Consider the following 22,121-nt stretch of genomic DNA (forward strand, 5'->3'; position numbering starts at 1 on the left):
CCCGGGAACAGTGGGTGAAAGACGGGGTGAAAGGGCTCCGGAAAAGCACATCGAATCGGTTCTCCGCTCCTAGAGTCATGACAGAAAGCGTCGTCTCGAGGAGAACCCACCGTGTCCATCACCGACGTCCAGCAGCGAACGCGCCGAGCGCTCGCCGGGGTGCGCGCCGCGCGCCTCCGGGAGGTCCGTGCAGCGTTCCGCGCCGGGAGCTGGCAGACGGCGTACCGCCGTCGGCTGATGCTGACCGACGCCGTGCTGGTGGCGATGGCGACGTTCCTGGCGGTCATGGGCAACAACCTCGACGGCACCTGGCCGCCCGCGCACGGCCTCCGCGCGGACCAGATCGTCTTCATCGTGGTCGTCACGGCGGTGTGGCCGGTGTCGATCGCGCTGAGCCGTGGCTACGACGTCCGCCTCTTCGCCTCGGGCCCGCAGGAGTTCGAGCGGATCTTCGACGCGACCCTGCGCCTCTTCGCCGTCCTCGCGCTGGGCGCCTTCGTCCTCTCCTGGCCGGGCCTGCGCACCTACCTGCTCGTCGCGTTCCCGCTCGGGCTGGTGTTCCTGCTGGTGGGCCGCTGGCAGTGGCGCGGCTGGCTGCGCCGTCGCCGCGCCCGGGGGGAGTCGACGACGTCGGTCCTCGCCGTCGGGCTGCGCGACCAGACCGAGCGCCTCATCCGCGAGCTCAACGAACGGCCGTCCGGATACCGGGTGGTCGGGGTGTGCACCCCGACGACCGAGGCGCGCACGGGCGAGGAGGTGCTCGGCGTCCCGGTGCTGGCCGACCTCGACGGGGCGGCGACGATCGCGGCCCAGGTGGGCGCGGACTGCGTCGCCGTGGCGGGCTCCGACCGGATGACGGCGGAGGCCGTGCGCCGCCTCGGGTGGGAGCTCGAGCCGGTGGGTGTCGACCTCATGCTCATGGCCGAGCTGGCCGACGTCGCCGGCCCGCGCATCACCGTGACCCCCGAGCAGTCCGTCTCGCTGCTGCACGTCGACGCGCCGCGGTTCGCGGGCCCCAAGTACGTGGCCAAGACGATCATGGACTGGATCGGCGCGGCCCTCATCACGCTCGTGGTGCTGCCGGTGCTCGTGACCGTGGCGCTGGTCGTCGCGACGACGAGCCGGGGGCCGGTGTTCTACAGCCAGCTCCGGGTCGGCCGCGGCGGGCAGACGTTCCCGATGCTGAAGTTCCGCACGATGCGCGTCGGGGCGGACCAGGAGGAGGCCGTCCTCGGCTCGGAGCACGACGGGACAGGCGTGCTCTTCAAGCGCCACGACGACCCGCGCGTCACCCGTGCCGGCAGGATGCTGCGCCGCTACTCCCTGGACGAGCTGCCACAGCTCTTCAACGTGCTGGCCGGGCAGATGTCCCTCGTGGGGCCGCGGCCGCCGCTGCCGCAGGAGGTCAGCCGCTACGAGGCCCGCATGCGCCGTCGGCTCCTCGTCAAGCCCGGGATCACCGGGCTGTGGCAGGTGGGAGGTCGTTCGGACCTGCCGTGGGAGGAGGCCGTCCGCCTGGACGTCTACTACGCGGAGAACTGGACCCCGTTCGGTGACCTGCTGATCCTGGCCCGCACGGCCAAGGTGGTGCTGGCCGCCCAGGGCGCCTACTGAGGTTGTCGAGAGGTCCTGCGACGAGCCGGCGCCCAACTTCCCGGTACCCTGGGACACTGCCTCGGCCCCTCTGGCCGAACAGCTGTGAAGAACGACGAGCACGAAGAGGTCCAGGTGCCAACCGGCAAGGTCAAGTGGTACGACGCGGAGCGTGGATTCGGCTTCATCGCCAACGACGACGGCGGTGAGGTGTTCCTGCACGCCTCCGCGCTGCCCGAGGACGCGCAGAGCCCGAAGCCCGGCGCCCGGGTGGACTTCGGCGTGGCGGACGGGCGACGCGGCCCTTCCGCCCTGTCGGTGAAGCTGCTGGACCCGCAGCCGTCGGTGGTCCGGGCCAAGCGCCGGCCGCCGTCAGAGCTGGCGGGCATCGTGGAGGACCTCATCCGGGTGCTCGACCGCACGGGCGACCAGCTCAAGCGCGGCAAGTATCCGGAGGGCGAGGCCGGCAAGCGCGTCGCCACGATGCTCCGTGCCGTCGCCGACAACCTCGATTCCTGAGAGCGAGACGATCATGGCAAACGCCGACGCGCCCGTGAGGGCACGCCGCGTGAGCTCGCGGGCCAAGAACGACGCCGTCCTGCTGGGCGCGGTCGAACAGGCACGCGCCGCGGCGCTGGACGTCGCCTCCTCACCGGACGACGTCGGTGAGCACCTCGGTACCCACGCCGAGGGTGAGCGGCTCATGTCGCACCGGTTCGCGGCCGGCATGAAGGGCTACCGCGGCTGGCACTGGACGGTGACGCTGGCCCGCGTGCCGCGCGGCCGCAACGCCACGGTGTGCGAGGTGGAGCTGCTGCCGGGGGACGAGGCGATCCTCGCCCCGGAGTGGGTGCCGTGGTCGGAACGGCTGCGACCGGGTGACGTGCGGCCGGGGGACACGCTCCCGTTCCGGCCGGACGACCCGCGGCTGGAGCCCGGCTGGACGCCCACGGGCGACGCGGAGCTGGACGAGGTCGCGATCGACGAGCTCGCCCTGGCCCGCCAGCGGGTGCTCTCCCCGCAGGGCCGGGACGAGGCGGCGGAGCGCTGGTACCGCGGTTCGCGCGGCCCGACGGCACCGGGTGCTGTCGCCTCGGCGAAGGAGTGCACGTCCTGCGCGTTCCTCGTGCCGCTGCAGGGTCCCCTGGGCCAGCTCTTCGGGGTGTGCGCCAACGAGTGGTCGCCGGACGACGGCAAGGTGGTCTCGCTGGACCACGGCTGCGGGGCGCACTCGGAGACCGACGTGAGCAGCCGCCCGAGCGACTGGCCGGCACCGGCCCCGATGATCGACGAGTCGTCGATCGAGCGGGTCGAGCTGCCAGGTGCCGGTGCCGCGACACCGGAGCCGTCGTCGGGCGGCACCGAGGAGCCGAAAGGTGCTGGGATCGCGTGACGGAAGACGTCTTCGGGACCGCCGCGCTGCGGCACGCGGTCGCGGAGGCGTGGCTCGGGTCCGCCACCCGCTTCCGTGAGGACGCGAACTCGGAGGAGGACCACGCCCGCGGCCACTACCGCGACCGTGTCGTCGTCGAGCTGCTGCAGAACGCGGCCGACGCCGCCGCTCGTGCCGGTGTGCGGGGCCACGCCCTCGTCCGCCTCGATCCCGCCGCCCGCCGCCTCGTGGTGGCCAACACGGGTGCTGCCCTGGACGCCGACGGGGTGGCGTCGCTCGCCTCCCTGCGTGCCTCGGCGAAAGCGGGACCAGGCCAGGTGGGCCGCTTCGGCGTAGGTTTCGCCGCGGTGCGCGCGGTGTCGGACGACGTCACGGTGCGGTCGCGGTCCGGCGGGGTGCGCTTCTCGACGGCGGCCACGCGCGAGGTCCTCGACAAGGTGCTGGCGGACGGCCGCCCGGGCTCGGACCGGCTCTCGGCGGACGTCGCGGACCGCGGGGACGACCTGCCGGTCCTGCGCCTGCCGGTGGAGGCGGCCGCGCTGCCCGCCGACGCGGAGCACGACACGGTCGTGGAGGTGACGCTGCGCGACGACGCGTCGCTGGCGTCGGTGCGTGCCCAGCTCGACGAGGTGGACGACGTCCTGCTGCTCGCGTTCCCCGCCCTCGACTCCGTCACCCTGACCGTTGTGGGCGCGAATTCTGGGGTCGAGGATGCGGAGGAACGCCGCATATCGGGCCAGGAATCGCGCCCACAACGGACGGCGACGGGGCGGTTCGCGGAGGTCGACGTCGCGGACCTGCCGCGCGAGCACCGGCGCCTCGACTGGTCGCTCACCTGGGCTCTGGTGCCCGACGGCGGCACCCCGGACGCGCCGCGGCGTCGCGTCCTGCACGCGCCCACCCCCACGGACGTGGGCCTGGACCTCCCGGCGGTGCTGCTGGCCACGTTTCCCGTGGACGCGAGCCGGCGCCACGTGCTGCCCTGCGCCGCGACCGAGCGGCTCGCCGTGGCCGCCGGCCGGGAGTACGCGGCCCTGCTGGGTGACGTCGCCCGTACCGGAGAGACCGACGTGCTCGGCCTGGTCCCCACCGGGCTGCCCGCCTCCGAGCTGGACGCCGCGATCCGTTCCGCGGCTGTCGACGCCCTGCGCACCACTCCCGTCCTGGACGGCGGCGTCGCGCCGGTGGACGCCGTCGTGGTCACGGGCACACCCGGCGAGGACCCGGAGCTCGTGACGGCCTTGGCTCCCGTGCTGCCCGGCCTCGTCGCCGTGCCCGCCGCCCATCAGGCGGTGGTGCGGTCGCTGGGCGCCACGGTCGCGTCGCTCGCCGACCTCGTCGACGACCTGCCTGCCGGGCTGCCCGCCGCGCGCTGGCACTCCCTGCTGACCGCCCTCGAACCGCACGCCGCGGAGCCGGGGGTCCTCGAGGCACTCGCCGGGGCGCGCATCCCGCTCGCCGACGGCCGCGTCGCCGGCGTCCGGGGCGCCGTCGTCCTGCCCGAGTCCGCGGACGACGGAGACGAGGCCTCCCTCGCGGCGACGGCGCGAGCCCTCGGCCTGCGCGTGGTGCACCCGGACGCCGCGCACCCGCTGCTGCTGCGCGCGGGGGCTGTCGCGACCGACCCGCGCCGGTTGCTCCACGACCCGGAGGTGCGGGACGTCTCCCTCGCCGCGGCCGAGGCCGTCCTCGACGGCGGCAGCGACGACGGCGCGCTGGAGCTGGTGAGCCATGCGCTCGCCCTCGTGCGGCTGGCGGGCGGCACCGACGTGCCGTTCTGGACCGGCGAGCTGCCCGTGCCGACGGCCGACGGCGAGACGGTGGCGCTGCGCGAGACCGTGCTGCCGGGCACGTGGGCGGCCGAGCTGTTCACGGGCCTGGCGCCCATCGCGCCCGAGTTCGTCGCCCGGTACAGCGCCCCGGTCCTCGCCGCCGCGGGCGCGCGGACGGAACCCGCCGTCTACACGGTGCAGGACGCCGTGACCCCAGAGCCGGACGGATCGGACCTCGAAGGTGCGGGCAGCGACGCCGACCAGGACCCGAACGACCCGTCCGGATGGCTCGCCGGCTGGTCGGACTACCTGCGCATGCTGGCCGGCCGGTTCGGCGCGGGCGTGGCCGTGGGCGACCTGGTAGCTGTCGCCGACCTCGACGCCGTCGGTGACGAAGCCTGGCCGAGCGTCCTGTCCCGGCTCTCCTCCGACCCCGACGCCCGCCACGCGCTCCTGGCACCGGTGCGCACGGGCCGCGCCGCCGCGCCGTCGTACACCGCGTGGTGGTTGCGGGAACGCTTCGGGGCGCCCTTCGCGCTGCACGACGGCGTCCCCCTCCTGCCGACGGCGCCCCGCGACCTGGCTGGGCTCGACGTCGCGACGCGGCGGGCGCTCGGTGGCGTGGAGGCGCTCACCGACCTCGACGCCGCGGACTGGCCCGCCGCGCTGGACCGGCTGCCCGCCGTGGGCGCGAACCTGCCGCTGCGCGACGCCCTCGTGGTGTGGCGAGGGCTGGCGCGACTGTCGGCACGGCTCGACCCGTCCGACCGGTCGTCCGCGCTGGACCCGCTGCCGGACCGGCTGCCCGCGCTGGACGCGAGTGACGTCGTCGTGCAGCGGGCCGACGACGTCGAGGTGGCCGGGACGGCGCGCTGGGCGGCGCTCGGGGCGGTCCTGCCTGCGCCGGCCGCCGACGCCGAGGCGCTGGCCGACCTGCTCGACCTGCCGTTGGCGGGGGAGGACGGTCTGCCCGCGCCGGACATGCCGGGTACAGAGCGTGAGCTCAACCCGCGCCTGGCGGTGCTCGACCACCGCATGCCGGCCACGTGGTTCGAGCACGAGCGGCTCTCCGTGGCCGGCCGGCCCGTGCCGTGGTGGGTCGACGCGACCGGGCGAGTGCACGCGACCTCCCCGGCGGGGCTCGCCGCGGGCCTCGCGGACGTGCTCGGGCGCCCGGACCGCACCGTGCTGCTCGCCGCCGTGCTCGCCGAGCCGGAACGGGCCGTGGCGCTCTGGGCGACGACCGCCTGGGGGTAGCGGGGGCGTCAGTCCACAGGGTCGTCGCGGTGCCGGCGAGCCCACAGCAGTCCGACGCCGCCGAGGGCGATACCGGCGAGACAGACCGCCACGGCCGGCCCGGTCTGCTGCCCCACCAGGGCGAGGACGCTCATGGCGACGAGCACGACCGACCAGGCGATGATCCCCAGCAGGATGACGCGCCGCAGGTCGACACGCTCCGGCGGCGGCGTGGGGCGTCGGCGCTCCGGATGGAGCAGCAGGGACATGACGGTCGGCACGGGTCGATCGTACGTCGGCGAGGCGCTCCGGGCCCGGCACCCCGCGGCGTAGGATGAACGACTGGCGAACGCCGTGTGACGGTTACGACGAGGGACGAGGGCATGAAGCGAGTCATCACCTACGGCACCTACGACCTGCTGCACTACGGGCACATCGAGCTGCTCCGCCGGGCTCGGGCGCTGGGTGACTACCTGATCGTGGCGCTGTCCACCGACGAGTTCAACGAGGGCAAGGGCAAGAAGTCGTACTTCTCGTTCGAGGAGCGGCGCCGCATGCTCGAGGCGATCCGTCACGTGGACCTGGTGGTCCCGGAGAACACGTGGGAGCAGAAGTCCGAGGACATCAAGCTGTACCACGTCGACACCTTCGTCATCGGCGACGACTGGACGGGCAAGTTCGACGAGCTCAAGGAGCTGTGCGAGGTCGTGTACCTCGAGCGGACGCCGGAGATCTCGACCACGCAGATCAAGGCAGGTCTGGCTTCGAAGGCCTGAGCCTCCCGCTGTCGGCGACCAGCACCTCGGTGTTGAAGCCGAGCTGCTCTTCTCGACGCAGCTGTGGCTGCTCGGCGAGCCAGTGGTCGACCATCACGCGTTCGTCCTTGCGTGAGACGTCGTCGACGACGACGGTTGCACCGTCGGCCAGCAGTCCCGCGAAGGTCGGTATCGCAGGGTAGCGAGCGAGCGGTCCGGTGTTTCCGGGAGGTCCGTCCACCAGCAGCATGTCGATGCCCTCCAGGCCGGTGGTGTCGACGTCGTACCAGGAGAACTCGCCGCGCTCCGTCGCGGTCGGCACGAGGGGAGCGTGGCGGAGGTCGACCACGTCGGCGACGTCGTGCGCTTCGAGCTGTGCCTGGGTCGCGTCCCGATACTCCTCGGAGTGCTCGAGGGCGATCACCCGTCCGCCGGTCTCCCGGACGGCGAGGGCAAGCCACACGGTGGACGTCCCGGAGCCGCACTCCACGACCAGCTCGGCCTGCTGGCGCACCACGTGCTCGACCATCCACAGCAGCGTGGTCGGGTCGACGGCCCAGCCGCCGACGGTGGGCAGCACAGCGCGCGGCGGGAAGCGCGCGAGGAGCTGGTGGATCGCCTGGACCTGCGCCGGGATCGCGCGGGTCTGCTTGTTCACCGCGGTGAGCACGCTCTGGACCTGCCGGTCGCGCTTGCTCATCTCGGTGACAATCTCGGTCAGGGCAACGACCTCGGCGCGCAGCGCCGCGATCTCGCCCGACGGCGGTTCTGGTGTGGCCGGTGAGACATGTTTCTCGTTCTGGTCGGTCATCGGACCTCCTCGTCAGGATGAACCTACCCAAAACTCTCGTGCGTCTCCCGGGAACCTTCACATCTCTGGCACGATGAGTGCCCATGGCCAACCAGACCAGCGCGCCCACGCAGGGGTCCAGCGCGATCGACCGGTTCTTCAAGATCACCGAGCGTGGCTCGACCGTCGGCAGGGAGGTCCGTGGCGGCCTCGTGACGTTCTTCGCGATGAGCTACATCATCGTGCTGAACCCGCTGATCATCGGCACCGTCCCGGACGGCACGGGGGCGTTCCTCGGTGGGGGAGACGCTCCGAATTTGGAGATGGTCGCGGCAGCCACGGCGCTGGTCGCCGGGGTCGTGACGATCGCGATGGGCGCGTTCGCGAACTTCCCGCTCGCCCTGGCTGCAGGCCTGGGGCTGAACGCCGTGGTCGCCTACTCGATCGCGACCCTGCCGGACGTCACGTGGGCCGACGCGATGGGGCTGGTGGTCATCGAGGGCGTGATCATCCTGATCTTGGTGCTCACCGGCTTCCGAGAGGCCGTGTTCAACGCGGTGCCGCTCGAGCTGAAGACGGCCATCAGCGTGGGTATCGGCCTGTTCATCGCGTTGATCGGCTTCGTCAACGCGGGCTTCGTGGTGCCGGGCGAGGGCACGCCGCTCGCGCTGGGAGATCTACTTCCAACTTGGAGGCCGGACGAGTCCTAGCCGTGAAGGAGCGGTGTGAATCCTCAGATTGAAAAGGCGCTTGAAGTGTCCGCGCGGCAGTCGCAGGGGGAGGGGTTCAACAGGATGGCGAGCGACAAGAAGGTCGTGGACCTCCTGCTGGGTGGCTCGTTGAGCCTGCCGCCCCACCCGGCCTGGGATATTCCTCAGAAGATCCGCTGGGACGCCGATCCCTTCGGCGAGGTGAACTGGCAGGCGCAGTTCAACATGCTGCGCTGGCTGGATCCGTTGCGACGCCAGGCTGACGTCAACGAAGCGGCACGGGAGATGTGGTTGGCCGTGGTCCTCGACTGGATCGATGCCAACCTTGACTCGCCGCTGACAAAGTGGGGCACTGAGGGAATGGTGGCAGGAATCCGTGGACTCGCAATACTCAACGGTCTGGCACTTGCCAAGGACCCCAGCATCCTCGTGCGTGCACTGGAGCGCCATGTGGAGTGGCTGGTGGACGAGTCGAGACGTGGTGTGGGTAACCATGCGCTGTGGCAGATCGAATCGCTCTTCGTCCTCTCAAGTGCTCTGGGAAAGGAGCAGGAGCGAGCGGTCGCGATAGAACGTTTCGAACAGCATGTAGAGCTCGAGTACGACGAGGAAGGCGTCAACGCCGAGGGGAGTCTCGCATACCATCTCTATAACTACCGGATGACGCTGGATGCGTTGCGCCGCTTCGAGTTGGAGGGGGTGGATGTTGCGAGTGCCCGTGAAAGACTCCAGGGTGCGGTCCGAGAGATGGTGCACGGCACCCGTCCTGACGGGCTGCTCGAACGAATAGGCGATACTGAACGGGCTTCTCTCAGAGGAATTTCTTCGCCGGAGATCGACTATCTGCGCTCTGGTGGTGAGAAAGGCGAACCACCACAGGAGCTCACGGCGCTCTTCGGCGCGGGGTACGCCTTCGGTCGAACTGGGTGGGGAGAGACAAAGCGCTCTCTGGTGGACGAGACTTTCTACTCGCTACGCTTCGGTCGAGCTGATAGGGTGCACGGGCATCAGGACGGTGCATCTCTGACCTACTTCGCGCGCGGCGGCCCAGTTCTCATCGACACGGGCAAGTACGGCTACAACCGCTCCGAGATGCGCCGCCACATCAACTCGCGGCAAGCGCACAACGTAGTTGACCTGCAGCAGAGCGTGTACTCGAAGACCTCGGACGTAAGACTGGTCGCCAGCGAGAGCACCGACAGTTTCGACAGTTACTCCTTGGTGGACGAGGGCTACCACGGCCACCAGGTCGTTCGTGAAGTTGTCTTCTCACGCACGGCGGAATGGCTGCTGGTGGCAGACGAGGTGAGCGGCTCGTCGGCCGTGCCCGCGATCTCTCGGTGGCACTTTGATGCCGAGCTTGACGTGACGATCGAAGGATCGTCCGCGCTTCTGCGGCGGGGTTTGGCGACCGCGGCACCGGATATCGTCGTGGCTTGGGCCAATGCCAATCGAGCAGACGTCGTAGCCGGTGAGGAGAACCCGTACGAAGGTTGGTCGGCGACGGGGTGGAACACCGCCGTTCCCGTGCCGGTGCTGCGTCTTGACGTTCCGGTGGGGGGCGGACGCTGCGTCACGTTGATCGCCCCCGGTGACGACGGCGTGCCTGAGATCGCTGTCGAAGAGGGCGCTGATGCAGCCCTGGTGTCTGTGACTACCTCGTCACGGCAATGGTGGGTCGTGCTCTGTGCCGGCCGCGCTCCGGCGCTCTTCGACTCGCGTCCGACTCACTGGGATGAAGCTGGGCACGATGATCAGGCACGGCGAACGCACGCGCAGGTGCCCCCGGAAGCGATGGGTGAGGTGGAGCAGATCCTGACTGATGCTCGGGGCTCGCTCGGCCACGATCATATGGTGGAAAGGCTACGCGAGGCTGGCTCACGACTGAGAGAGCTGGGGTTGGGCGGCGGCCGGGACTATGGCTTCGGCTCGGTGGTGGCGGATGCCGGGATTCGCGTGGACGGGTTCGAACCTCGGCGGCGCTCGGTGATGCCGCCTGAGTTCCGCTACCGCGAGAACGCCACCTACCAGGTCTTCAGGCACGGCGATCTCCCCGCCGAACTACCAGCAGAGACAGCGGTCCATGTCTTCGAGATCGGGCCCGTTGCGCTGACAGGCATGCTCGTTCCACAGCAAGGCGACGTGTTGTTCGTGGCCCTCAGCGGCGCGGTGGACCGCGGTCGGACCTCACTTCCGCTGTTCCAGGGCCTTGGTGCCCATGCGGACCTACCTGGGTCGTCCTTGTTCTTCTCGGACCCCACGCTTGAGCTCGATGCCGACCTCCGACTCGGCTGGTACCTGGGCACGTCCCAGATTGACCTGCATGCAGTGATCGCCAGCATCGTCGAACGTGCCGCGTCGTTGCTGGGCGCCGGCAGAATCGTTCTGGTGGGCGGTTCGGGAGGCGGCTTCGCAGCGCTGCAGATCGCCGCACACCTGTCGGGCGCCACGGTAGTTGCGTTCAGTCCGCAGACCTCGATCAACAGGTACCATCCAAGGTTCCGCGACCACGCGCTGCGCGCCGTCTTCGGGCCTTTGGGTCCGTCGACGGGCGACCTCGAGCGCCTCGACGTGACCAGCCGATACTCGCGGGACAGGATCCGCGCGAACGTCCACTACATCCAGAATACTGGTGACGTATTCCACGTGGACAACCACGTTCGCCCCTTCCTTGACGCCCTCGCGAGGTCTCCGTTGGAGGGTCGCTTTCAATATGAAGAGGTCTCCATGGGAAAGGGCCATACGAGCCCGGCGCGCGACGTCTACGTGCGTGCCCTCATGGCGGCTTCCGACGCCTCGTAGGGGGCACGCACGCGCTCCCTGCGCTGAATCTCGATTAGTTCCTTCCGAACGATTCTCGCCAGCGCTGCAACGCGGTTCACATAACCGGTAAACGTCTGATCCCAAAGAAAGCGGAAGACGACGACCTCTTCGGCCTTTCCCAGGTCGCTGTCCGATGCTGCGATCTTCGCTAGGGTTCTCGTGACACCGTCCGCGTCGAACGACTCGGCCTGGTCGATATGTTCATGCATGAACGCCTCGACGTCAGCCCAGTTCGAGTCTTGCCAGATGAACGGTGTCGACCGGGTCTTCGCGGTGGTCGGCTTGTAGAACGGGACATCAGCCCAACGGGGATTTGCGACGCGGAGCAGTTCGCGATGCAGGTCTCCGCCGCGCTCGGGCGCCCCCATGGTGAGAGCAGACCTGGCCAGCACGCTCGGTGCGAAGAGCGGACAGAGGACGTCGGCCGATGTGAAGGTACCCGACCAGTTGGGCATTCTGTCCCGCGAGTAGAACATGTCCAATGCTTCGCCCGCCGTCGCGGCGCCGGATTCTCGTGCAAAGGTGAGAAAGGAGCGCATCTGGTTCGCGACGAGCTCCGTTGCTTCTCGTGATGCGACGCCCGAGTGCGCCATCGACATCAGCCGAGGACCTGCAGCGTCGACTGGGGCGCCAATCATCTTCGCATACCATGCGCCTGCGGCGAAGTTACCTCCGGCGAGCACTTCGCCTCCCAGGCCGTTAAACCTTGCCTGTCGAGCAGTGCGAAAGGCTGAGAACCTAACACTGTTGACTGCGGAGGCGGCCAGATAGCGCCCCTCGAAGGCTGTATGTTGGGACGCAATTCTGTCGAGAAAATGGCCCCCGGATGTCACGCGCCCCCGCTTTTCGGCGACGAGGTGCCGGACGTTCGGGTCAGTGGACTCCATGAGCCTCTTTGCTGTCTCCACCTCCCCGCGGTCAGAGTTGATCGTCCTGACCACGGACACGGCACCGCTCCGGATCCCTATGGCTGCGCACACGCGCGAATCCTTGCCACCACTGAGGTCGGCAACAGGACGTGTCGGCCAGCGTTTGGCGGAGGCCATGACAAGTTCCATGTCGCGGACGTTCTGGGTGGTTGACGGTGGCGGACCGGCGCGGGTGGAGTCAATCCATTCCGAGAAGCAGTTCTGTTCTTCCATGAAGCTGACGCCATGCCGGTGGCCCGCCTGAATTCTCGCACCGCCGATAAGTTGCTTTCCGTGCCCCAGCTGGGTCTCTCCGCCGATTGCCCACCCGACGGAGGCCATGCCGGACCAAGCGACGGAGTTTCGTTGTGGCTCTTCACCCATGAAGATGTGTGCTAGCCCTTGCCGTGTGCTCCAGACGTCACCGTCATCGAAATGGTAGTGAAAGAGGCGCACCAACCCGAGCACGTCGTTGGCGATCTCGAGCCGTCCCTGGCTCCATCGTGCAACAGCGAACGGAGCACCCAGATCTCCCTGGTGAATCGATCCATCGAGCACAGCCGAGGCCAGCGACCATGGGTCGGTATTGGTCGCCGGTCCGGCAGCCAGGCCAGGGACATGTAGCCATGCCGTGCCCGCGTCGCTGCGGGCGGAGTAGAAGCACCAGTCGACGGCCGAGTCGGTCGGCTCCCACCCGATGAATCCACTTTGGTTGTCCCCTGTGTGGCTGCGCCGAATCGTGCTGTGATGCAGGCTCTGGAGGTGTTCCTCTGATCTGTCTATGCGTGTTTGCAGGGAGCGTGACGACTCACGCTCGTTGAGGGAGTATGCGAGAAACCCGATAGAACTGGACAAAGTATGTCCTCCGTGGAGTTCGTTGGCCGGAAGCTTAGGGGGTCGAGAGATGTTCGGAATTGACTCCCACGGTGTATCCGCGTGCGCGATGATAGCCACGGAGCACATATTTACCTGCGGCGGGAAGATGTGCTCGGAACAAGTCTTCTTTCTGATATCTGAATCGAATTTTGGGTTTCCCCTCCAGTAGCACATGGAGTGCAACCTCTTCGGCCCAAGTCTTGTGGAGTTTTACGTCGATAGTATGCGGGCCCGTTGTCGCGACGACCGGGCGGGGAGGGGGAAATTGCGTGGAGTGATCGTAGACGAGTTCGTGAAGCACGTCGCCGAGCGAAGCGTTGGTCTCGCCGTTGAAGTGAAAGGGCGCGGGGCCCCATCGATGATCGGGAGCCGAGCGGGTATCGATACCGTCGCCGATGATGCGCGCCCCGGCCATCGTGGCGCGGGCGAGTTCGTAGTATCGACGTGCTAGGAGGTTGTGATCGGCGGCATGCGTCCCGAAGCTGGAGGGCGTCGGAGTCCCGTCGTCCAGACGAGATGCCCATCGAGGGGCGAGCAGGACGACACGATCCGCCAGTCGCGAGCGCGTCAGCGATCGCTCCCACTTCTGTAGTGCGGACGCCCACAGCTCGAAGTGCTCGTCGGTGCCGAACGGGATGTGGCGGGCTGTCGAGGCGAGAGTGCTGTCGAGGCCGGTGGAGATGGCTTCGAGGGTGCGGGTCATGTACCGACCGGACTTCTCGTAGACGCCGAGTCGCTCGTCTGTGATGTCCCAGAGGACGAGGTCGGTCTCGCGGTGATGGTGCTGGAGCTGCTGGATGAGGTCGGCGTGCAGCGTCCCGGTGATGGCACGTCGTTGGAATCTCGAGGTCAGACGGGTCTTGTCCAGCTGCTCGTCGAGACCGGTGATGTGACCGAGCAGCGGGATGATCGACTGGCGTGGCGAGTAGAAGGTCAGCGCGAACTCTTCCGGGGGCAGCAGGGAGAGCAGGTCGCGAGAGACGCAGCTCCCGTGGATGAAGACTCGCATCAGGCGTACTCCGTGGGCCGCTCTCCGAGGCCGAGGCTGTGCATGATCGATCGCAGGCTCCGCTCGGCGCCCTTCCCGTCACCATAGGGGTTGGAGGCTTTCGCCATCGCCTGGTACGCGCCATCGTCGGACAACAACGTCGCCACCTCGTCGATGAGTCGTTCCTCGTCGGTGCCGATCAGCTTCACCGTCCCGGCGTCGACGGCCTCAGGTCGCTCGGTGTTCTCGCGCATGACGAGGACAGGCTTGCCCAAGCTCGGTGCCTCCTCCTGGACGCCGCCGGAGTCGGTGAGGACGACCGTGGAGAGCGAGAGCATGCGCGTGAACTCGCCGTAGGCGAGGGGTTCGGTCACGGTGACGTTGGGCAGGCTGTCGACGTGCGGCAGGACGGCCTTGCGGACCACAGGGTTGCGATGAGCCGGGAGCACGATCTGGACGTCCGGGAACGCGTGAGCCAGGCGTGCGAGGGCTCGGCCCACTCCTTCCATCGCTCCACCCCAGTTCTCGCGGCGGTGCGTGGTCACGAGGAGGATCCTGCGGCCGGAGTCAGCGAGGTCTTCCAGCTTGACGTCCGCGAACGGGGTCTTCCTCTCGACCGTCATGAGCAGGGCGTCGATGACGGTGTTCCCGGTCACCACGACGTGATCGTCGGCGACGCCCTCGCGCAGCAGGTTGTCCCGACTGATGGCGGTGGGCGCGAGATGCAGCGACGCGATCTGGGACGTGATCTTGCGGTTCGCCTCCTCGGGGAACGGGGAGTGGATGTTGCCGGACCGCAGGCCGGCCTCGACGTGCACTACCGGGATCCCCTGGTGAAAGGCCGCGAGGGCCGCCGCCGTGGATGTCGACGTATCGCCCTGGACCACCACGGCAGCGGGCCTCTCGCTCATCAGCACCGGGTCGAGACGTTCGAGGACGCGAGCGACGATCGTCGAGAGCGACGCCCCGTGCTTGAAGATGTCGAGGTCGTAGTCAGGGCTGATGCCGAAGATCTCGTTCACCTGGTCGAGCATCTCGCGGTGCTGACCGGTCACGACCGTGACGGAGTCAAGCGCCTCGCTCGCCTCCAGCGCCTTGATGACGGGCGCTACCTTGATCGCCTCCGGACGGGTGCCATAGACCGTCATGATGCGCGGGCGCGTGTTATCCACTGTCTAGCTCTTTCCGTCGTCTCGAGCTCGGGAGTTGCTCCGCGGGCGTACGTGCCGTGCGGTGTACTGGCGAGGTGCTCTGGGCTCCTCGACGTGGACGTAGGTCTGCTCACGCTCAGCGAAGGCGCGTTCGATGACGGTTCGGGCCTCGACCGGCTTGTCCTTCGCGATCGCCCACGCCCACTTGCGGTAGCGCAGGGCGACGTCCTCGGCGGGGCCGTCGAGGACGAGGCGACCATGGTTCAACCAGATCGCTCGCGTGCACGTCTCCTCGATGGTCTGCGCGGCATGGCTGACGAGGAAGACCGTGCCGGCGCCGTCTCGAAGACGCTGCATGCGTGCTTCGCTTCGCTCGCGAAAGGCGGCGTCGCCGGTGGCCAAGGCCTCGTCGATCAGCAGGATGTGCGGGTTGGCGGCGGTCGCGATGGCGAACCGCAGGCGGGCCCCCATGCCGGACGAGTACGTCTTCATCGGCAAGAAGATCGACTTTCCGAGACCGGCCAGCTCCTTGACGTCCGGGACCGCAGCCTCGGCCTGCTCGGGCGTGAGGCCCATGGCGAGGCAGCCGAGGCGGATGTTCTGCTCGCCGGAGAGGTCGGGCACGAGTGCGGCGTTGACCCCGATGAGCACCGGCGTGCTCTCCGCGAGCACACGTCCCTTCGCGGGGCTCTCCAGCCCGGCCATGATCCGCAGCAGGGTGCTCTTGCCGGAGCCGTTCTGGCCGACCAGACCGACCTGCTCGCCCGACCGGGCCACGAAGGAGATGCCTGTCAGCGCGCGGACGAGGACCTTGGGGTCGTTGCCCAGGACGGTGCGCGCGGCCCGCTTGACGGCATTGACATGACGACGTCGCTCGGTCTCGTCCGTGGACGGCACCCGGTAGCGCACGTGGACGTCCTGCACGGCCACGGTGGCCTGGGCGAACGGGTCGACCTGGTCAGGCTCGGCCATAGGACTCCTCCCCCTGCCAGAAGAAGAGGAACCCGACCACGAGCACGCCGAGCCCCCACGACGTCAATCCGATCCACGTCGCGGCGTCCGGCACCGTGGCGTAGAGCAGGCAGTCCCGCGCCGCGTCCAGCACCATGAACATGGGGTTGGCCTCCATGATGCCGACGATCCACGGGAACTTCTCGAAGCGGTCGATCGAGAAGAAGACGGCGGAGGCGTAGAGCCAGAGGCGCATGCCGACGCTGATGAGCTGCGAGATGTCGGGCAGCACTGTCGTCAGCCGGGCGAAGAACAGTGCGATCCCCGTGGCGAGGCAGGTCTGCAGGAGGAGGACCACCGGGAAGAGCAGGGCGGCGGCGGTCCACGTCTCGTCCTCGGGCAGCGTGGCGATCAGCAGCAGCATCGCCGCGATGGTCGGCACGAGGTTCAACACGCTCCGCAGGATGACGGAGATCGGCAGGGAGGCGCGCGGGAACGAGAAGGCGCGGATCAGGTTGCGACCGGACTGGATTGACTTCGCGCCACCAGTGACGCACTGGGTGGTGAACTGGAACAGGAAGACACCGATCACCAGGTAACCGAGAAAGTTGTCGATCCCGCGGCTCGTCTCCAGGATCAGGCCGAAGATGAGGTAGTACGCCAACCCGGAGAGGATCGGGTTGATGATCATCCACGCCTGGCCGAGCACCGTCTCGCGCGTGCCGCTGGAGACCTTGGCGCGAGCCTCTGCCCACAGGAAGTGTCGCCGGCCCCAGAGCTGGGCCAGGTACTCCCGGACCGGTGGCCGCGCACCGACCTGTTTGAGCCGCCTTGCCGACACCACCTCGAGCGAGGTGGTGTGCTCGCGAAAGATCTCGGCATAGAGGTCTGCGGCGTCCGCGGGCGCCATGGCAGCAGGCGTCGGCCGCGACATGGGGACCGATTTGCTCATCGCGTGGATCTTAGTTGGCCGGAGCCATTTTCGACTGTTGATATAGCGCGAAAAGGACAAAGCGGAAATGTTTGCCTGGAGGTGAGGCGGTAGCCTGGGCGCCGTCGAGTGATCGAGGAGAAGAGGCCGCATGCGCATGCTCATCACCGGCGGTGCCGGGTTTATCGGTGCGAACTTCGTGCACCAGGCCGTGCGCGAGCATCCCGACGTACGGGTGACAGTCCTCGACGCCCTCACGTACGCCGGTGATCGGTCGTCCCTCGCCCCGGTCGCCGACGCGATCACGTTCGTCGAGGGATCCGTCGCCGACGCGGCGCTGGTCGATCGTCTGGTGGGCGAGTCCGACGCCGTCGTCCACTTCGCGGCGGAGTCGCACAACGACAACTCGCTGAACGACCCGTCGCCGTTCGTCGAGACCAACCTCGTCGGGACCTACATGCTCCTGGAGGCCGTGCGGAAGCACGGCGTGCGGTACCACCACATCTCCACCGACGAGGTCTACGGTGACCTGGCGCTGGACGATCCGGCGAAGTTCACGCCGGAGACGCCCTACAACCCGTCGAGCCCGTACTCGTCCACCAAGGCGGGCTCGGACCTGCTGGTGCGGGCGTGGGTGCGCTCGTTCGGCGTGCAGGCGACCATCTCGAACTGCTCGAACAACTATGGCCCGTACCAGCACATCGAGAAGTTCATCCCGCGGCAGATCACCAACCTGATCGACGGGGTGCGCCCCAAGCTGTACGGCGCCGGACTCAACGTGCGCGACTGGATCCACGTCGAGGACCACAACTCAGCCGTCTGGGCCATCCTCGACCGGGGCCGGATCGGCGAGACGTACCTCATCGGCGCCGACGGCGAGAGGAACAACCTGCAGGTCGTCCAGACGCTCCTCGAGGCATTCGGCCGTGACGCCGACGACTTCGACCACGTCAACGACCGGCCCGGGCACGACCTGCGCTACGCGATCGACGCCAGCAAGCTGCGCGACGAGCTCGGCTGGACGCCGCGCTACACCGACTTCCGTGCGGGCCTGGAGGCCACCATCGACTGGTACCGCACTCACAAGGCGTGGTGGCGCCCCGCCAAGGCCGCCGTCGAGGCCAGGTACGCGACGGCAGGCCAGTAGAGCCTCAGACCTTCAGGGTCGCAGAGCCTCAGGCCTTCAGGGTCGCGAGGTACGCGTTCACCGCGTCGGACGACGGCAGCAGGCCCTGCTGCTCGGCCTCGTGCAGGCTCGGCGCCGCCGTGTCCTTCTCCGAGAGCTGCGGCGTCAGCGTCGACCCGTCACGTGCCGTCGTCGGCCACTCGATACCCACGGTCGCGTCCAGCGGGTGAATGCCGTGCTCACGCTCGGGGGCGTAGCCCGACGAGCACAGGTACAGCACGGTCGAGTCATCCTCCAGGGCCATGAACGCGTGCCCGAGACCTTCGCCCAGATAGATGGCCCGACGGTCTGTGTCGTCGAGCAGCACCGAGTCCCACCGGCCGAACGTGGGGGAGCCGACGCGGACGTCCACCACGACGTCGAGCACCGCGCCCCGGGCGCACGTCACGTACTTGGCCTGCCCCGGCGGGACGTCCGCGAAGTGGATGCCGCGGAGCACACCGGCGGCCGAGACGGAGCAGTTGGCCTGCTGCAGGTCCAACGGGTGGCCCACGGCCTCGACGAACGGCCCGGACTTGAACCACTCGAGGAACAACCCGCGCGGGTCGCCGAACTGCTGCGGCGTGATCTCGAACGCGCCGGGGACGTCTAGCTCACGAAACTGCACTGGTGGGACCTCCCGGCGTCGGTACTCGGTGGCCCCTAGGATGCTACGCGTGCCTCCCGACTCGCAGAGCCAGCGCTGGGTGGTCGTCGGTGCCGGCGGGATGCTGGGCCACGATCTGATCGCCGCGCTCGAGCACGCGGGCGCCGAGGTCGTCGGTCTGCAGCGGGCCGACCTCGACGTCACCGACGCCGGAGCCGCACACCGAGCGCTCGCCGGTGCCGCCGTCGTCGTCAACTGCGCCGCCTGGACCGCCGTGGACGACGCCGAGGCCCACGAGCCGGATGCCTTCGCGGTCAACGCCGTCGGTGCGGCCCACCTGGCGCGGGCAGCGCACGCTGCCGGTGCGAGGTTCGTGCACGTCTCGACGGACTACGTGTTCGACGGCGAGGCGGGCGAGCCGTACGCCGAGGACGCGCCGCTCGCCCCGCGGTCCGCTTACGGGCGCACCAAGGCGGCAGGGGAGTGGGCAGTACGCGCCGAAGCGTCCGACCACCTGATCGTCCGGACGGCGTGGCTCTACGGTGCCCACGGAGGGTGCTTCCCGAAGACGATGGCCCGGCTCGCGGCCGAGCGCGACCGGCTCGCCGTCGTCGACGACCAGGTGGGCCAGCCCACGTGGACGCGCGACCTCGCCGACCTCGTCGTGCAGCTCGTCGAGGCCGGGGCGCCGGCCGGGACCTATCACGGGACGTCGACCGGTGAGACGTCCTGGTACGAGTTCGCGCGGCGCGTCGTGGCCTCGGCAGGGCTGTCCACGCCGGTCGAGCCCACCACCAGCGACAAGTTCCCTCGCCCGGCTCCGCGACCCGCCTACTCGGTGCTGGGGCACGACGCCCTGCATGCTGCGGGCGTGGAGCCCATCGGCCACTGGGCCGAGCGGTGGGGGGTCGCGGCGCCCGAGGTCCTCGGGTAGGTCAGTCGTCGAGCAGGCTGAGCAGGTAGCTCCCGTACCCGGACTTCAGGAGCTTCTCGGCGCGCACGCGCAGCTCGTCGTCGGACAGGAACCCGCGTCGCCATGCGACCTCCTCAGGCGCACCGATCTTCATGCCCTGCCGTTGCTCGACCGTCCGGACGAAGTCGCTGGCGTCGATCAAGGAGTCGAACGTGCCCGTGTCCAGCCATGCCGTGCCACGCGGCAGGACCTCCACGTGCAGCCGCCCCTGCTCGAGGTAGGCGCGGTTGATGTCCGTGATCTCGTACTCGCCCCGGGCCGAGGGCCGGATGTTCTTGGCGACCTCGACGACGTCGTTGTCGTAGAAGTAGAGGCCGGGCACCGCATAGCTGGACTTCGGCACCCGAGGCTTCTCCTCGAGCGAGATGGCCTGCCCGGCATCGTCGAACTCGACCACCCCGTACGCCGAGGGCTCCGCCACCCGGTAGGCGAAGATCGAACCGCCGTCCACGTCCGAGAAGCGTTGGAGCTGGTCGCCCAGGCCCTGGCCGTAGAAGATGTTGTCGCCCAGCACGAGGGCCGCCGAGTCGTCCCCGATGAACTCCTCGCCCAGCACGAACGCCTGCGCGAGCCCGTTCGGCTGCACCTGGACCGTGTACTCGATCGAGATGCCGAACTGGGAGCCGTCGCCGAGGAGGCGTCGGAACTGCTCCGCGTCGTGCGGCGTGGTGATCACCAGGACGTCCCGGATGCCCGCCAGCATCAGCGTCGACAGCGGGTAGTAGATCATCGGCTTGTCGTAGACCGGCACGAGCTGCTTGCTCACGCCGAGCGTGATCGGGTGCAACCGGGTGCCGGAACCGCCGGCCAGGATGATGCCGCGCATGGGTTGGATGCTCTCACGACACGTCGTCGTCGAGCATGGCGTAGAGGGCGGCGCGGTGAGCCCGGTAGGCACGGCTGCCTCGGCGGGTCATGGCGTAGTTGGTGGACGAGCCGGGCCCTCGCCCGCGCTTGGTGGACTTGACGTAGCCCGCCGCCTCCAGGGCAGACATCTGCTTGGACAGGTCCGAATCGGTCAGACCGAGCTGTTCCTTGAGGAACCTGAAGGTGGCGTACTCGGTGTTCGCCAGGACGGCCATCGCCACCAGCCGCTTGGGTGCGTGGATGACCGGGTCGAGGTCGCCCAGGTTCATGCCAGACGCTCCCGCACGGCCGCCGCCGCTCGCCGGTAGCGGGCCTGGTACCGCGCCAGCCCGGCGGTCACGAGTGCGAACGCAGCGGCGGAGGCCGCCAGGAGCCCTGCCCACCACCACGTGCCCGCGACCAGGCCGGCGATCACGACCACGCCGACGCCGTACCGGCGGTGCTCCCGCCGGATCTCCGGCGGAGGTGTGCCGCGACCGACCATCGGCAGGACGCCGTAGCGTCGGGTCAGCCGGCCGATCAGGGCGCCCATCCCGCCGCTGAGCGTGAGCATCGCGACGATGAAGGCGAGCTCGTGCTCGTGCCAGAGCCCGAACGTCCCCACGTATGCGGCGGACCACGCGCCGAAGAGGGGAGACACCCACCGGCGCGGCGGCGGCATCACGACGTAGGGCACCGCCTCGGCCCGCTGCATCTCGCGGACGCGCTCGGAGGCGTCGAAAGAGCTTTCCATGCCGGTGAGCCTAGAGAGTACTTTCCGCTTGTGCAAGTGTCAGGTTCGCCGGGCACGACGGCGTCCTCCCGGACGAGCACATCGCCGACGGCGGGACTTGCCACGCCAGAGCAGCCGTGCGCTACGGTGACGGCCATCACAACCGAAAACGGCCCCGGAGAGTGCGCCAACACTCAACCGAGGCCTGACCACCCAGAGAGAACGGACCTCTCCAGATGGCTGTCGCCGACGATATCAGCGCGCCCTCGGCACCCCCGCCTCCGGTGCGACTCAACGCCCGCGCGCCCCTGTGGCGCCTGATCGACGCCCTCGCCGCCGGAGGGTGGGGCGACCTGCGCGACGCCCCGCAGAGCGTGCGCACCTACCTGCTGGCCCTCGCCCGGATCGCCGACGCCCGCACCGGCGTCGCCGAGGTCACCGACGCCCAGGCGGCCGAGCGGGCCGGCCTGTCCGTGCGCACGATCATCCGGGCACGGACCTGGCTGCAGGCCGCCGGCCTCGTGGTCATGGCCCGCCGCGGTGCACGCCAGGGGTTGCGCGGCGTCGCGTCACTCCTGTCGGTCACCAAACGCGCACTGGTGGCCCTGCTGCCCGCCGCACGCCGCGCCAAGGACGCACGCTCCCGCCGTCGGGCATCCCGGCCGGGCGGCGCTCCCAGCCTTCCCAACCTGACACGATGGCAGTCCTTCCCCTCCTGGCGGAGGAAGACGGCGCCGCCCCGGCGGAGCGGGTCTGCCGGCCCCGCGACGCGGCCGACCGGACCGTCATCCGTGCAGCGGCAGCTCCTCGCCGAGGCGGCCGCCGCCGCGGCGCACCCACCGCGAGCCGCCACGATCGCCGCCGCCCGCGCGGCGATCGCCCGATGACGAGGTCAGCCGGGCAGCGCGTCCTTCGCCACC

General features: G+C 69.1%; 20 protein-coding genes and 1 pseudogene. 10 read left to right on the forward strand and 11 right to left on the reverse strand.

Annotation, left to right across the window (positions count from 1 at the left end; all coding sequences use genetic code 11):
* Window positions 1–111: 111 nt before the first annotated feature.
* The 4 genes from ACWAT2_RS12530 to ACWAT2_RS12545 all read left to right on the forward strand — a co-directional run bounded on the left by ACWAT2_RS12530 (window position 112) and on the right by ACWAT2_RS12545 (window position 6,015).
* Window positions 112–1,614 (forward strand): sugar transferase, encoded by a 1,503-nt coding sequence (locus ACWAT2_RS12530; RefSeq protein ID WP_402374252.1) that lies wholly within the window; start codon window positions 112–114, stop codon window positions 1,612–1,614.
* Window positions 1,615–1,728: 114 nt separating this feature from the next.
* On the forward strand, window positions 1,729–2,112 hold the full coding sequence (locus tag ACWAT2_RS12535) for a cold-shock protein (protein ID WP_402374254.1): 384 nt from the start codon (window positions 1,729–1,731) through the stop codon (window positions 2,110–2,112).
* A 13-nt stretch (window positions 2,113–2,125) separates the two neighbouring features.
* The gene (locus ACWAT2_RS12540; RefSeq protein ID WP_402374256.1) at window positions 2,126–2,986 is read left to right on the forward strand and encodes a DUF3027 domain-containing protein; all 861 of its coding nucleotides are present in this window, start codon (window positions 2,126–2,128) and stop codon (window positions 2,984–2,986) included.
* Window positions 2,983–6,015: a sacsin N-terminal ATP-binding-like domain-containing protein gene (locus ACWAT2_RS12545; protein WP_402374258.1), complete on the forward strand. Its 3,033-nt coding sequence runs from the start codon at window positions 2,983–2,985 to the stop codon at window positions 6,013–6,015. Before ACWAT2_RS12540 ends, ACWAT2_RS12545 begins: the two co-directional genes overlap by 4 nt.
* Before the next feature lie 8 nt (window positions 6,016–6,023).
* Here ACWAT2_RS12545 and ACWAT2_RS12550 read toward each other — a convergent pair whose 3' ends face one another.
* A complete protein-coding gene (locus tag ACWAT2_RS12550; RefSeq protein WP_402374260.1) occupies window positions 6,024–6,275 on the reverse strand; it encodes a DUF2530 domain-containing protein in 252 nt (83 codons plus the stop codon).
* A 102-nt stretch (window positions 6,276–6,377) separates the two neighbouring features.
* Between ACWAT2_RS12550 and tagD the strand changes: the two genes are divergently transcribed.
* Window positions 6,378–6,770 carry a glycerol-3-phosphate cytidylyltransferase gene (tagD, locus tag ACWAT2_RS12555; RefSeq protein ID WP_402374262.1) on the forward strand — a complete coding sequence of 131 codons (393 nt, stop codon included), beginning with the start codon at window positions 6,378–6,380 and terminating at the stop codon, window positions 6,768–6,770.
* Here the strand turns inward: tagD and ACWAT2_RS12560 are convergent.
* Window positions 6,742–7,560 (reverse strand): class I SAM-dependent methyltransferase, encoded by an 819-nt coding sequence (locus ACWAT2_RS12560; protein WP_402374264.1) that lies wholly within the window; start codon window positions 7,558–7,560, stop codon window positions 6,742–6,744. The genes tagD and ACWAT2_RS12560 overlap by 29 nt on opposite strands.
* An 83-nt stretch (window positions 7,561–7,643) precedes the next feature.
* Between ACWAT2_RS12560 and ACWAT2_RS12565 the strand changes: the two are divergent.
* Both ACWAT2_RS12565 and ACWAT2_RS12570 read left to right on the forward strand, forming a co-directional pair.
* Window positions 7,644–8,216: pseudogene (locus ACWAT2_RS12565) on the forward strand (solute carrier family 23 protein); the annotation flags it as partial.
* A 48-nt stretch (window positions 8,217–8,264) separates the two neighbouring features.
* Window positions 8,265–11,051, forward strand: coding sequence for a heparinase II/III domain-containing protein (locus tag ACWAT2_RS12570; RefSeq protein WP_402374266.1), 2,787 nt, complete (start codon window positions 8,265–8,267; stop codon window positions 11,049–11,051).
* On the opposite strand, the gene ACWAT2_RS12575 is transcribed toward ACWAT2_RS12570, so the two are convergent.
* From ACWAT2_RS12575 to ACWAT2_RS12595, 5 genes are read right to left on the reverse strand one after another with little or no spacing between them, the layout of a single operon-like run.
* A complete protein-coding gene (locus ACWAT2_RS12575; RefSeq protein ID WP_402374268.1) occupies window positions 11,012–12,934 on the reverse strand; it encodes a hypothetical protein in 1,923 nt (640 codons plus the stop codon). The genes ACWAT2_RS12570 and ACWAT2_RS12575 overlap by 40 nt on opposite strands.
* Entirely contained in the window at window positions 12,870–13,865 is a 996-nt protein-coding gene (locus ACWAT2_RS12580) for a DUF6270 domain-containing protein (protein ID WP_402374270.1), read from the reverse strand. The genes ACWAT2_RS12575 and ACWAT2_RS12580 overlap by 65 nt, the downstream gene beginning before the upstream one ends.
* Window positions 13,865–14,992: a non-hydrolyzing UDP-N-acetylglucosamine 2-epimerase gene (wecB, locus tag ACWAT2_RS12585; RefSeq protein ID WP_402374535.1), complete on the reverse strand. Its 1,128-nt coding sequence runs from the start codon at window positions 14,990–14,992 to the stop codon at window positions 13,865–13,867. The genes ACWAT2_RS12580 and wecB overlap by 1 nt, the downstream gene beginning before the upstream one ends.
* A gap of 27 nt (window positions 14,993–15,019) precedes the next feature.
* Window positions 15,020–15,967: an ABC transporter ATP-binding protein gene (locus ACWAT2_RS12590; protein ID WP_402374272.1), complete on the reverse strand. Its 948-nt coding sequence runs from the start codon at window positions 15,965–15,967 to the stop codon at window positions 15,020–15,022.
* On the reverse strand, window positions 15,954–16,898 hold the full coding sequence (locus ACWAT2_RS12595) for an ABC transporter permease (RefSeq protein ID WP_402374274.1): 945 nt from the start codon (window positions 16,896–16,898) through the stop codon (window positions 15,954–15,956). Before ACWAT2_RS12595 ends, ACWAT2_RS12590 begins: the two co-directional genes overlap by 14 nt.
* 130 nt (window positions 16,899–17,028) lie before the next feature.
* Here ACWAT2_RS12595 and rfbB point away from each other — a divergent pair, with 130 nt between their 5' ends.
* The gene (gene rfbB / locus ACWAT2_RS12600; protein WP_402374276.1) at window positions 17,029–18,024 is read left to right on the forward strand and encodes a dTDP-glucose 4,6-dehydratase; all 996 of its coding nucleotides are present in this window, start codon (window positions 17,029–17,031) and stop codon (window positions 18,022–18,024) included.
* A gap of 28 nt (window positions 18,025–18,052) precedes the next feature.
* Here rfbB and ACWAT2_RS12605 read toward each other — a convergent pair whose 3' ends face one another.
* Entirely contained in the window at window positions 18,053–18,670 is a 618-nt protein-coding gene (locus ACWAT2_RS12605) for a dTDP-4-dehydrorhamnose 3,5-epimerase family protein (protein WP_402374278.1), read from the reverse strand.
* Between the two features lie 49 nt (window positions 18,671–18,719).
* Between ACWAT2_RS12605 and rfbD the strand changes: the two genes are divergently transcribed.
* Window positions 18,720–19,583 carry a dTDP-4-dehydrorhamnose reductase gene (gene rfbD, locus ACWAT2_RS12610; RefSeq protein ID WP_402374280.1) on the forward strand — a complete coding sequence of 288 codons (864 nt, stop codon included), beginning with the start codon at window positions 18,720–18,722 and terminating at the stop codon, window positions 19,581–19,583.
* 1 nt (window position 19,584) lies between these two features.
* Here the strand turns inward: rfbD and rfbA are convergent, their stop codons facing one another.
* The 3 genes from rfbA to ACWAT2_RS12625 are packed head-to-tail and all read right to left on the reverse strand — an operon-like array spanning window position 19,585 to window position 21,222.
* Window positions 19,585–20,448, reverse strand: a complete 864-nt coding sequence (gene rfbA, locus ACWAT2_RS12615; protein WP_402374282.1) for a glucose-1-phosphate thymidylyltransferase RfbA — start codon at window positions 20,446–20,448, stop codon at window positions 19,585–19,587.
* 13 nt (window positions 20,449–20,461) lie between these two features.
* A complete protein-coding gene (locus ACWAT2_RS12620) occupies window positions 20,462–20,758 on the reverse strand; it encodes a transcriptional regulator (protein ID WP_402374284.1) in 297 nt (98 codons plus the stop codon).
* Window positions 20,755–21,222, reverse strand: a complete 468-nt coding sequence (locus ACWAT2_RS12625) for a hypothetical protein (RefSeq protein ID WP_402374286.1) — start codon at window positions 21,220–21,222, stop codon at window positions 20,755–20,757. The genes ACWAT2_RS12620 and ACWAT2_RS12625 overlap by 4 nt, the downstream gene beginning before the upstream one ends.
* 215 nt (window positions 21,223–21,437) lie before the next feature.
* On the opposite strand from ACWAT2_RS12625, the gene ACWAT2_RS12630 reads away from it, so the two are divergent.
* Entirely contained in the window at window positions 21,438–22,088 is a 651-nt protein-coding gene (locus ACWAT2_RS12630) for a hypothetical protein (protein WP_402374288.1), read from the forward strand.
* Window positions 22,089–22,121 lie beyond the last annotated feature (33 nt).

This window comes from Isoptericola sp. GX10416, from assembly GCF_056590155.1.

Coding starts and splice junctions, on each gene's coding strand:
- ACWAT2_RS12540 (WP_402374256.1), top strand. CDS start 2,126: ATGGCAAACGCCGACGCGCCCGTGAGGGCACGCCGCGTGAGCTCGCGG.
- tagD (WP_402374262.1), top strand. CDS start 6,378: ATGAAGCGAGTCATCACCTACGGCACCTACGACCTGCTGCACTACGGG.
- ACWAT2_RS12560 (WP_402374264.1), bottom strand. CDS start 7,560: ATGACCGACCAGAACGAGAAACATGTCTCACCGGCCACACCAGAACCG.
- ACWAT2_RS12580 (WP_402374270.1), bottom strand. CDS start 13,865: ATGCGAGTCTTCATCCACGGGAGCTGCGTCTCTCGCGACCTGCTCTCC.
- wecB (WP_402374535.1), bottom strand. CDS start 14,992: ATGACGGTCTATGGCACCCGTCCGGAGGCGATCAAGGTAGCGCCCGTC.
- ACWAT2_RS12590 (WP_402374272.1), bottom strand. CDS start 15,967: ATGGCCGAGCCTGACCAGGTCGACCCGTTCGCCCAGGCCACCGTGGCC.
- ACWAT2_RS12595 (WP_402374274.1), bottom strand. CDS start 16,898: ATGAGCAAATCGGTCCCCATGTCGCGGCCGACGCCTGCTGCCATGGCG.
- rfbB (WP_402374276.1), top strand. CDS start 17,029: ATGCGCATGCTCATCACCGGCGGTGCCGGGTTTATCGGTGCGAACTTC.
- rfbA (WP_402374282.1), bottom strand. CDS start 20,448: ATGCGCGGCATCATCCTGGCCGGCGGTTCCGGCACCCGGTTGCACCCG.
- ACWAT2_RS12620 (WP_402374284.1), bottom strand. CDS start 20,758: ATGAACCTGGGCGACCTCGACCCGGTCATCCACGCACCCAAGCGGCTG.
- ACWAT2_RS12625 (WP_402374286.1), bottom strand. CDS start 21,222: ATGGAAAGCTCTTTCGACGCCTCCGAGCGCGTCCGCGAGATGCAGCGG.
- ACWAT2_RS12630 (WP_402374288.1), top strand. CDS start 21,438: ATGGCTGTCGCCGACGATATCAGCGCGCCCTCGGCACCCCCGCCTCCG.